This is a genomic window from Dolichospermum sp. UHCC 0260 (genome assembly GCF_009711985.1).
GTDB lineage: Bacteria > Cyanobacteriota > Cyanobacteriia > Cyanobacteriales > Nostocaceae > Dolichospermum > Dolichospermum lemmermannii.
In genome coordinates this window covers 2,531-13,091 of sequence record NZ_VIKZ01000025.1, presented here as the reverse complement: position 1 = coordinate 13,091, position 10,561 = coordinate 2,531, and the positions used below count along the sequence as shown (strand labels likewise).

11 protein-coding genes are annotated in these 10,561 nt (G+C 37.7%); 7 read left to right on the top strand and 4 right to left on the bottom strand.

Going from position 1 to position 10,561, the window contains the following annotated elements; genetic code table 11:
- Window positions 1-92: 92 nt before the first annotated feature.
- A complete protein-coding gene (locus FJR08_RS11630; protein ID WP_168633265.1) occupies window positions 93-1,535 on the top strand; it encodes an ATP-dependent DNA helicase RecQ in 1,443 nt (480 codons plus the stop codon).
- A 131-nt stretch (window positions 1,536-1,666) separates the two neighbouring features.
- Here the strand turns inward: FJR08_RS11630 and FJR08_RS11625 are convergent, their stop codons facing one another.
- The 4 genes from FJR08_RS11625 to FJR08_RS11610 form a co-directional block, all read right to left on the bottom strand.
- Complete coding sequence (locus FJR08_RS11625) at window positions 1,667-2,161, bottom strand: hypothetical protein (RefSeq protein ID WP_015080579.1); 495 nt, start codon at window positions 2,159-2,161, stop codon at window positions 1,667-1,669.
- Window positions 2,162-2,239: 78 nt separating this feature from the next.
- Window positions 2,240-3,004: an energy-coupling factor ABC transporter ATP-binding protein gene (locus FJR08_RS11620; RefSeq protein ID WP_168633264.1), complete on the bottom strand. Its 765-nt coding sequence runs from the start codon at window positions 3,002-3,004 to the stop codon at window positions 2,240-2,242.
- 10 nt (window positions 3,005-3,014) lie between these two features.
- A complete protein-coding gene (locus tag FJR08_RS11615; protein ID WP_015080577.1) occupies window positions 3,015-3,674 on the bottom strand; it encodes an energy-coupling factor transporter transmembrane protein EcfT in 660 nt (219 codons plus the stop codon).
- Complete coding sequence (locus FJR08_RS11610) at window positions 3,667-4,590, bottom strand: energy-coupling factor ABC transporter permease (RefSeq protein WP_168633263.1); 924 nt, start codon at window positions 4,588-4,590, stop codon at window positions 3,667-3,669. Before FJR08_RS11610 ends, FJR08_RS11615 begins: the two co-directional genes overlap by 8 nt.
- Before the next feature lie 228 nt (window positions 4,591-4,818).
- On the opposite strand from FJR08_RS11610, the gene FJR08_RS11605 reads away from it, so the two are divergent.
- From FJR08_RS11605 to FJR08_RS11580, 6 genes are all read left to right on the top strand, one after another.
- Window positions 4,819-5,028, top strand: a complete 210-nt coding sequence (locus FJR08_RS11605; protein ID WP_168633304.1) for an element excision factor XisH family protein — start codon at window positions 4,819-4,821, stop codon at window positions 5,026-5,028.
- 122 nt (window positions 5,029-5,150) lie between these two features.
- On the top strand, window positions 5,151-6,533 hold the full coding sequence (locus FJR08_RS11600; RefSeq protein ID WP_168633262.1) for a tetratricopeptide repeat protein: 1,383 nt from the start codon (window positions 5,151-5,153) through the stop codon (window positions 6,531-6,533).
- Between the two features lie 188 nt (window positions 6,534-6,721).
- Window positions 6,722-7,297 carry a Uma2 family endonuclease gene (locus tag FJR08_RS11595; protein ID WP_168633261.1) on the top strand — a complete coding sequence of 192 codons (576 nt, stop codon included), beginning with the start codon at window positions 6,722-6,724 and terminating at the stop codon, window positions 7,295-7,297.
- A 259-nt stretch (window positions 7,298-7,556) separates the two neighbouring features.
- Window positions 7,557-8,561 (top strand): multicopper oxidase domain-containing protein, encoded by a 1,005-nt coding sequence (locus FJR08_RS11590; RefSeq protein ID WP_015080573.1) that lies wholly within the window; start codon window positions 7,557-7,559, stop codon window positions 8,559-8,561.
- Window positions 8,562-8,869: 308 nt separating this feature from the next.
- Window positions 8,870-9,898, top strand: coding sequence for a helix-hairpin-helix domain-containing protein (locus tag FJR08_RS11585; RefSeq protein WP_168633260.1), 1,029 nt, complete (start codon window positions 8,870-8,872; stop codon window positions 9,896-9,898).
- 180 nt (window positions 9,899-10,078) lie between these two features.
- On the top strand, window positions 10,079-10,513 hold the full coding sequence (locus tag FJR08_RS11580; protein WP_015080571.1) for a bacterioferritin: 435 nt from the start codon (window positions 10,079-10,081) through the stop codon (window positions 10,511-10,513).
- Window positions 10,514-10,561 lie beyond the last annotated feature (48 nt).

Genomic DNA, 10,561 nt, shown 5'->3' with positions numbered 1-10,561 from the left:
CCGTACAGTTGTCAGTTGTCAGTGGGAAGAGTAAAGATAAATATTTTCCTTATTTTCCCATTTATTCTTTTTTGTGCTTTTGTGATAAGAAAATGAATCTCCCAGTAACACAATCTTGGCAAGATGTTCGCGCAGCATTAAAAGCGATTTGGGGATATGACGATTTTCGTCCTCCTCAAAAAGAAATTGTTAACTGTTTAATATCACAAAAAGATTCACTAATTATTATGCCCACAGGTGGGGGGAAGTCAATTTGTTTTCAACTTCCTGCCCTACTACAAACAGGATTAACTTTAATAGTTTCTCCTTTGGTGGCTTTAATGGAAAACCAAGTTGAGGAATTACGTCAACTGTCACAAAAAGCAGCACTTTTACACAGTGAATTAACGACATCTCAACGTCAGGCAACTTTGCAAGCTTTGGAAAAACAGCAATTAAGATTATTGTATTTATCACCAGAAACCTTACTCAGTCCAGCAGTGTGGAAGAAGTTATGTAATCCCCAACTGCAAATTAATGGTTTAATTCTGGATGAAGCCCATTGTTTAGTGCAGTGGGGTGATAGTTTTCGTCCAGCTTATCGGCGTTTAGGGGCTGTGCGTGAAGCGTTACTAAAATCAAAACCACCGGGAACAAAAATTAGTATAGCAGCTTTTACAGCCACGGCTGATCCTTTAGCCCAAAAGATTATTTCTACAGTTTTAAAATTAGACAAACCTGAGATTTTTCGGATTAATCCCTATCGGGAAAATTTAAATCCTATTGTCCGAATTGCTTGGACTCCTAAAGGGAGAAAACAACAATTATTAAAGTTTATTCAAAAACGACCAAATCAAGTTGGTTTAATTTATGTACGGACTCGAAGAGATAGTGAAAATTTAACCGAATGGTTAACAGAAAATGGCTTTCATACTGCTAGTTATCATGCAGGATTAAGTCCAACAGAACGCCGGAATATTGAAGCTAGTTGGTTAGGTGGAAAAATCCTTTTTGTGGTGTGTACTTGTGCTTTTGGCATGGGGATAAACAAATCGGATGTCCGCTGGGTTGTCCATTTTCATGCGCCCTATTTATTATCTGAATATGTGCAAGAAATAGGCAGGGCTGGAAGAGATGGAAAACCCGCTGATGTTTTAACTTTAGTAAGTGAACCAACGGGATTTTTAGATGCTGAGGATAAGCAAAGACGGAAATTTTTTGAAGAACAAATGAAATTGCAACAACAAAAAGCCCAACAATTAGCGAAACAATTACCACCCCAAGGAGAAATAAATACTGTAATTAAAGAATTTCCTAATAGTGCTGTGGCACTTTCTCTTCTCCATAGTAATGGACAACTAGAATGGCTTGATCCTTTTCATTATTCTATGTCTTTGCCGTCAGGAAAACCAGCAAAAACACAATTACAAGCTGCTAAACAAATGAGTGAATATCTTACTACTAAAAAATGTCGTTGGCAGTTTTTATTAAATGCTTTTGGGTTTGAAACAACGACTAATTGGCGTTGTGGACATTGTGATAATTGTGGAAATTAATCATCCCACATTTTACAAAATCCCATGAATAAAAAGCTTGGTTGGTAGTAATAAAAAATCCAAGATTAAAAATTAAAAAAAGAAGAGTGAAGAATCTAACTCTTGAATTTTTAATTTTTAATTCTCAATTTTTAATTCTTAGCTGCTTCTGCTTGGCTACAATATTTATTTAATTGAACGCCTAAAGCATCTGATTCCTTACCAGCAGTTTTAGCTGCGGTTGTCAGTGCGGAATCAATTTCTCTTCTAGCTTTTTCAACTTTTACTCTACCATCTGATGATGCTTCTGCTTTCTTAGTATCTGCAAGAGCTTGAGAAGCCTTGGCTATGGCTTCACTAAGATGATCAAAGATTTTGATAAAACTGGTTTCAAATTCTTGCAGTTTGGGGTCTTTTAAATTTAATTCCTGAATGGATTTGGTGACATTTTTCAAGTCTTTGGATAATTGCAAGCTAGTTGATGCTTGCTGACCTTTTTTAATATCAATCAGTGATGTACCCTGATTGACAACTGTAACTAATCGCTGACATTGGGAGGTTTTAGTCTCGCTGCAACTAGTAATTAACAAAGCAATGCTCAGGCTAACAGGAGCAATAACTGGATAACGGGAAAACAACATTAACATCCCAAGAGCAATAAAATCCCCTAAATAGTAAGCCAGATGATCATTAATTTGCAATTAGGAATTTCTGTGTTGAGCAGTTTACCAATCTACTGGCAACCCTAATTTATCTAAGGTTTTGCCATCTTGCAACAGTGGTTGAATGTCACTGTCTATTTGAATTTTACCAGTAGAGAGGACTAAAGCCCGTTGGGTGACTCTTCCTAGCCAATTGAGATCATGGGAAGCTATTAACATCACTTGTACGGGCAATTTTAATAATACTTGGGCTAAATGTCGTCGCCATGCTGGATCAAGTCCGTTGGTAGGTTCGTCTAAGATGAGAATGGCAGGATCTAGGGCTAAAATTGCGGCTAAGGCGGCTAAACGTCTTTGTCCTCCAGAAAGTTCATGGGCGGAACGATGGGCGTAGGACTCTAATCCAAAGTCCGCTAATAGTTGATGGGCTTTATCTTTAGCGGCTATAGATGAGACACCATAATTAAGAGGTCCGAAAGTAACATCTTCGAGGATTGTGGGCATAAATAATTGGTCGTTAGCATCTTGGAACGTAAAACCAATTTGTTGCCGTATTTGCGGGAGAGTGTTTGGCAATATGGGGATGCCGTTAATCCAGATTTTGCCGCTTTGGGGATGTTTTAAACCAATCAGGTTTTCTAGCAAGGTGCTTTTACCTGAACCTGTAGCACCCATTAAAGCGACGCGATCGCCTGTTTGTAGGCTAAAAGAAATTTCTTGTAGTACGGGTTGCTGGTGCGAATAGGCATATACCAGATTTTGGACTTCAACGACATTTGTATGCGGTTGCGAAAGGGAAATTTGGGGATTAGAAGTTAATGATGTCAAGATTCACCACTCAAATAACAGTAAGGTAGGAACTTAGGGTTAAACAAGTAGCTGTCACCCCAGCTATTAACAAGATAAAACGTTCTTTTGGTTTGAGGGGGGAATCTAGGGGTAATTGTCCGTTATATCCACGGGCTACCATAGCAGCATAAACTCTTTCGGCTCTGTCTAAGGTGCGGAGATACAACGCCCCAATCATTGAAGCACTGGCATAGCGTAGCCACCCTGCTGCACCATTTAAACCACGTAATTGGGCGCTGCGCTGCATTTGCGTTACTTCTAAAAGTAATATTTCTAAATATTGCGCGGCTAAGATCAGGTTTTCCTTTAATGGTGCAGGTATTGGTAAGCTTTTGAGGGCGATACCCAAACTGTGGGGGGGTAAGGTTAATAAGAAACTATTCATCGTAATTAAACAAATTAGGGAACGCACAAGCAAAAAACTAGCTCGTTCCCATCCCAATGGTAAAGCCATCAATGATAGAAAAATTAATTCTGCACCGAGTAATCCGCCTAATTTGCGAATGGGTACTTGTAAGATACAAACCCAAACCAGGGCGATCGCCCCATATACTAGTAAATTAGACCAAGTATGATGTTTTAAAAAAGCTGCCCCAATCACAATGATCAGGGATAATTGCAAGCGTAATGGTAAGGAAATTTTAAGCATTATTCGGTTTTATCACTTTGGCAATTCCAAAAGCCACAGCAAAGCAAGCTGTAGAACCCACTAAACCAGCAATACTTGTCCCAATTTGTCCTAAACCTTTAATCTCATAGTCAGCCAAAGGTGTTGGTACAATTACCCGCACATTTTCAGCTAAGTTGATAAAACCCACGTTTTCTGCTACTTTTTCTAAACCATCTGGCCAAGCAGAAGCAAATAGAGACAACACACCTGAAATTAGCAAAATACTGACAACGGGAACTAACCAGCCTCTAACTTTGTGTTCTTCACCTGGTAACAAATCTGGACGGGCTGTGGCTAAATAGGTTAATACACCCCCGGTAATTAATCCTTCTCCAATACCAATCAAAATATGTACACCTGCCATGGTGGGTAAAACTATGTTGGCTGGTGCTGTTCCAGACAGGGCTAATTGAATGGCACAAGCTACAGCGGCGACAACTACGCTCACTCCGGCTGCTATGCCTGCTGCCAGGGGTAAACGCCGTTGAGAACCGCCCAATAGTCGTTGTAAGGTTTGGGTTAATCCCCACGCTACCCACACGCCGATTACTCCCATGTTTAAAATATTTGCACCCAAGGCGGTGATACCACCATCAGCAAATAGCACAGCTTGAATAATTAAAACTGTGGCAATACATAGCATTCCCGCCCAAGGACTACCTAAAATAATGGCAGCTAAAGCCCCTCCTAATAGGTGGCCGCTAGTTCCTCCCGCTACGGGAAAATTAATCATTTGGGCAGCGAAAATAAAGGCTGTGGTTAAGCCGAGAATGGGGGCGCGACGAATGCCAAAGGCTGCTTGCGATCGCTCAAAAGCTACAAATAAGGCGGCTGCACTGGCTAAACTGGTGGCGGCTGCAACTGGCACAGAAATAAATCCATCGGGTATGTGCATGAGATTGGTGTTTTTTTAATGTGTTTTTTGCAGACTAATTGTAAGTAATATAACGACTAACAAAATTAATAGCAAACTAAATTTTATCTCTTTTGACAATACCCTATTGGTAGATATTTTGGGATTTTATTTAGGATAATTTTTCAATAAAAAATACGTCAAATTATATATTTGTTTTTTGAATTGTTAACATTTATAAATCTTTATGACATATTCTCATAATTCTAACTGCTACGGATATTATATTTAGCAGTTCCTATTACTGTTTACAATGAATTTTTTATACTGCCTTTTATTCAATCAGTTATTAAAAAAAATCAACTTTGTTTAGTAGTTTATAATATTGAACAGGAGGTAATATCAGAATTGTCTGAATCAGGATATCCAGGATTTAAGGATTTAAAGGATGTTTGCTTGAGTTGTGTTTTGAGGGCTTGAGGATTCAATACTTTTCGGTTGGACTCAAAAAACTGCAATGTGATCTAGATTAGTGCTTTTTGTTGCTTAATAGGGAATAATAGAATAAATACTTTTTGTCAGATAAAGGTGAGTTTTGACAAATGGACTGGACAACTATACTCAAAGCACAGCAGACTGATTTTATTCAAAGACTGAAATCTGGTGACTTACTCCATTGTGAGAAGGAAGGCCAGCATAGTGAATTGACAGTTATCTCTGGAGAGAGGTTACAGCAATTACGGGATTTTTGCTGGGATATGGCTGAAAAATATAGACGCACTTCTTCAAATCCTATTCGTGATGTCTTTATCAACAATATGAAGGGAAAGCTGGGTGAGGAAGTTGTTAAAAGTCGTTTAGGTGATTTTGTCACTGAGGTTGATTATGAAAAACGCATTGGTGGAGATGGAAAAATTGATTTTACTTTAACGTCTGATTCATCAATTGGTATTCAGGTTAAAGCCCGTTATGGGAATTTTGATAAGGTTCAATGGTCAATTAGCCGAGAAGAAATTGAAAAAAATGCTGTTTTAGTTTGTATTTTAATTCAAGAGGAAGTCAGCGAGGCTCAATCTGAATATAACTTAATTTTGGCTGGATTTTTACCAACCAATATAATTAAATCTGCTGGTGTTAAAGCTTTCGTGGGAATAGATGAATTACTTTATCCTGGGGCTTTACGTGGCTATTTAGAAAGTTTGACATCTTCTGATGCTGACAAATATATCAGTTTGGGTACTGAATGCTTTAATAAAAAGGACTACAAGGGAGCAATTGATGATTTCACTCAAGCTATAAATATTAATCCCAATTATGCCAAGGCTTACTTCAATCGGGGGCTTGCTCGCTATCATTTAGGAGACAAGCAGAGTGCAATTGATGATTGGACTCAAGCTATAAGAATTAATCCTAATTATGCCGATACTTACTACAGTCGGGGGCTTGCTCATTCTGAATTAGGAGACAACCAGAGTGCAATTGATGATTACACTCAAGCTATAAATATTAATCCCAATTATGACCTTGCTTACCGCAATCGGGGGATTGCTCGATCTGAATTAGGAGACAAGCAGGGTGCAATTGATGATTACAGTCAAGCTATAAATATTAATCCCAATTATGACCTTGCTTACTGCAATCGGGGGATTGCTCGATCTAAATTAGGAGACAAGCAGGGTGCAATTAATGATTATACTCAAGCTATAAATATTAATCCCAATGATGCCGATGCTTACTTCCATCGGGGATATAATCACTATCATTTAGGAGACAACCAGAGTGCAATTGATGATTTCACTCAAGCTATAAAAATCAATCCTAATGATGCCGATGCTTACTTCAATCGGGGGGTTATTCACTCTGAATTAGGAGACAAGCAGGGTGCAATCATTAATTATCGAAAAGCAGCAGATATATATAAAAAAGAAGGTAATGAAACTCAATATCAAAATGCTATAAAGCAGATATTTAAAGATGAAGGTTGAAACATTAATTGAGTAATAATGATCAATTCACAGTTTCTTTATTTCCATTGTGCCAGAAAAAATCCTGTAAATCCTAAAATCCTGGACATCCTGATTCAGACAAAAATCCTGTAAATCCTCAAATCCTGGACATCCTGATTCAGACAAATCATCATATAATAGTGAATAAATATTCACCTTAATTAACTATGCAAACCACAGAATCACCCTTACAATTGCGGCTGTGGACTGTTGATGAATACCACAGAATGGCTGAAGCAGGAATATTTGAACCAAGTGAACGGGTAGAATTATTAGAGGGGAAAATAATCTGGATGGTAGCTAAAGGAACAGCCCACAGTTCAGCAGTAGGAAGAACAAATAAATTATTACAAAATCGTTTAGGAAATCAGGCTTGGATAGCTGTTCAAGACCCTGTAAAATTAAATGAAAGGTCTGAACCAGAACCAGATATTGCTGTAGTGAAAATAGATCCTCTAGACTATGCAGATCATCATCCTACACCAGCAGAAATTTATCTAATTATCGAAGTTGCAGATAGTAGTTTAAAACTAGATACAGAAATCAAAGCTAAAGCTTATTCTCAAGCAGGAATTAAGGATTATTGGGTGTTAGATGTAGTGAAACGCGAATTAATTGTATTTAGAAATCCCACAACAGAAGGTTATCAAAATCGAGAAACTATCACAGAACATCAAAACATATCTCCTTTAGATTTTCCTGATTTAGAAATTGTAGTTTCCCAGATGCTACCTCTTGTCTAAATCAGGATATCCAGGATTTAAGGATTTACAGGATATTATAACTGTATTTCATTCAACCGATAACCGCTATAGTTAAAGTAAATGGAGTTGAGTCTAATTTATTACTTACCTGAGCGATCCTAGCACCTTATTCCATTTACTAGTCCCCTAAAAATTATTTTTCCAAGTTATTGACAATAATTTCTAAGTTCGATAGGATACCTAAAGCTAATTGCAAATTATTTACAATTCCCTACATACCCATATCCCTATTAGTCTCATGTCTGACAACTTTACTTTCAGTAAAGATAAAATTTGGAGTCGTCGCCAATTGCTACAACTGGGATTATCCGGGGCTGGAGTCATTGGTGCGGGAGCAATTTGGCAGATATTGAATGTCAAAGATCATGCCAGTGTTAGAATCCCACCGATGGAAATGGCAGCATCTAATGGTGCTACTAACCCCATGCAGGTGTTACGAGATTTTGATTATGGGACAGTTAAGCAGGAAAATGGGCGTACAGTCCGCGAATTTCAGCTAACTGCTGGTACTTCCACCATTCAGCTTAATAGTGCTGTCTCCTACAACATTTGGGATTTAAATGGGCGGATTCCTGGACCAACACTCCGGGCTAAAGAAGGGGAAAGAATAAGAATACTTTTTCTCAACAATGCTGGACATTCCCATTCTCTGCATTTTCACGGAGTTCATCCCGCTGAAATGGATGGAATAAAACCCGTGGGTAATGGTAAAGCGACTATATACGAATTTGATGCCGAACCCTATGGCGTTCATTTGTATCATTGTCACATTGCTCCGGTTACTCGTCATATTGCTAAAGGTTTATATGGGATGTTTATTATTGACCCTCCTAAACCCCGTCCCCCTGCTGATGAAATTGTTTTAATCATGTCTGGGTATGACATAAATGATGATAATCGCAATGAATATTATGCTTTTAATGGTATGCCGCATCATTATATGCACCATCCCATTCAAATTTATCAAAATCAGTTAATTCGAGTCTATGTTCTTAATATTATTGAATTCGATCCTGCTGTGACGTTTCACCTTCACGCTAATTTCTTTAATGTTTATCGTTCGGGAATGACAATTACTCCCAGTGAAAAAACCGATGTTTTAACAATGGGTGTCGCAGAAAGGCACATTTTAGAGTTTGCTTTTCGCTATCCAGGAAAATATATGTTTCATCCTCACCAAGATGCGATCGCTGAAAGCGGGTGTATGGGACAGTTTGAAGTCATTACCCAGAAGCAAACCTAAATAAATCTTTGGTCATTAGATCTTCAACCTATTTTTTTGTTTATGTATTGAGAATTTTTATCAGTTATTCTATATATCCATATTATATAACTAGTAAAAATTGCATCTTTTTTCATCCATCAAGTTGTTTCGTCAATGCTAATAAAAACACGCTCTTTGGTAAAAAAATAATATAAGTATATAGGCAAATAATTTAGAATCCTAGATAAATTATTTGATAAAATCTCTCATTTGTGATAGATCAAAATAAGAGGTTATTAAAAAAGCTATTAAGCTAGTTAGAACTATTCAATTTACCAGGAGTAAAAATGATCAAATTCCGTTATTTATTCTTATCTATCGCGGCTTGTGCGATGATTTCCCTGAGTTCCTGTACCCAGGATACACCGACAGCAGACGTTAAATCAACACCAAGTACAGCCCAAGTTGCCGAAACCAGCGCCCATAGCGGTCATAGTGGTAAAGCTAAAATTAATATCAATAATGCAATTTTATCCCAATTAGATAAATTAGAAGCTACATTAGGAATTCCGGCTTTATCCAACAAAATCCAAGCTAATCGTCCCTACGCTAATCCAACGGATTTAGTCAGTAAAAAAGTGATTACTCAACCACAGTTTAACCAAATTAAAGACATGGTGACAGTTGAGGAAGTGGTACTTACAGGTGAAGCTAAAGATATTGACTACATGACCAAATTGGGGTTAATGAAAGGACATCTTTTAGTAGCCAAAGAATTATTAGATCAAAATCAACCCAAACAAGCTCAACCCCATATTGGACATCCAGTTGAGGAGATTTATATTGATATTGAAGAACAATTAGATGAACGTAAAGTTAAAGAATTTAAAAGCAACTTAGTCAGTTTAACTGATTTAGTGAAATCTAATCCCAAGGATGCCAAAATAAAAACTAACTTTACCACTTCTGTGCAAGCTGTGGATAGTGCGATCGCAATTTTACCAGATGAACAACGCAGTAAACCCGAATTTGTTCTACAAGTAATCACCAGTTTACTAGACGCAGCCAACTCAGAATATGGTGCAGCAATTGCGAATGGCAAAATTACTGCCCCCATTGAATATCAAGATTCTCGTGGCTTTGTCGTCTATTCTCAGGAGCTATATAAAAGTATTTCTAGCCAAATGACGCAAACACATCCTCAAGCACACAAAGCCATAGATACAGCTTTTGGAGAACTAGTGAAAGTTTGGCCTACTGCTATCCCCCCAGCGCAAGCAGTTAGCACTCCAGAAGATGTTACCAAGCTAGTGAAAACCATCGAGGAAAATACCCAAAAAGTGCGAGAAAAAACCAGCACTAAAGCACAAAGTTAGTATTTTCACACCATTGGAAGTCCAGAATAAGCAGTTTAAAATGATGAATAAGAGAGAAAATAGTTAAAAACTAAGAGTGAAAACAGTTAGGGTTTTCAAACCTTAAAAAAAGTATAACTGCTCACTAATAATTGGTAGCTAAATCCTCTCCTGATGTAATTTTGCTCAACTTAACAACTAATGCAAGAACTCGACCACCAAAAAACAATTGATATTCTCAACTCCATTATGGAATTTGAACTAGCAGGGGTAGTTCGCTACACCCATTATTCCTTAATGGTAACAGGTCCAAATCGTATACCTATTGTGGCATTCTTCAAAGCGCAAGCCACAGAATCATTACTTCATGCTCAACAAGTCGGAGAAATTCTCACAGGCTTAGAAGGACATCCTACTTTGAGAATCGCCCCAATGGAAGAAACTTTCAAACATAACGTTAAGGATATTTTGCAAGAAAGTTTATCCCATGAAAAGAAAGCTTTAGATATGTACAAAAGTCTTCTAGCAGTTGTCAACAATGCCAGTATTTATTTAGAAGAATTCAGCCGTGGTATGATCGGACAAGAAGAGATGCACAATCTCGAACTCAAGAAAATGTTACGCGATTTTAGCTAATAAAGCAGGAGTCAGGAGTCAGAATTCAGGAGAAATAAAATCTAAAAC

Coding starts and splice junctions, on each gene's coding strand:
- FJR08_RS11630 (WP_168633265.1), top strand. CDS start 93: ATGAATCTCCCAGTAACACAATCTTGGCAAGATGTTCGCGCAGCATTA.
- FJR08_RS11625 (WP_015080579.1), bottom strand. CDS start 2,161: ATGTTAATGTTGTTTTCCCGTTATCCAGTTATTGCTCCTGTTAGCCTG.
- FJR08_RS11615 (WP_015080577.1), bottom strand. CDS start 3,674: ATGCTTAAAATTTCCTTACCATTACGCTTGCAATTATCCCTGATCATT.
- FJR08_RS11610 (WP_168633263.1), bottom strand. CDS start 4,590: ATGCACATACCCGATGGATTTATTTCTGTGCCAGTTGCAGCCGCCACC.
- FJR08_RS11600 (WP_168633262.1), top strand. CDS start 5,151: ATGGACTGGACAACTATACTCAAAGCACAGCAGACTGATTTTATTCAA.
- FJR08_RS11595 (WP_168633261.1), top strand. CDS start 6,722: ATGCAAACCACAGAATCACCCTTACAATTGCGGCTGTGGACTGTTGAT.
- FJR08_RS11590 (WP_015080573.1), top strand. CDS start 7,557: ATGTCTGACAACTTTACTTTCAGTAAAGATAAAATTTGGAGTCGTCGC.
- FJR08_RS11585 (WP_168633260.1), top strand. CDS start 8,870: ATGATCAAATTCCGTTATTTATTCTTATCTATCGCGGCTTGTGCGATG.
- FJR08_RS11580 (WP_015080571.1), top strand. CDS start 10,079: ATGCAAGAACTCGACCACCAAAAAACAATTGATATTCTCAACTCCATT.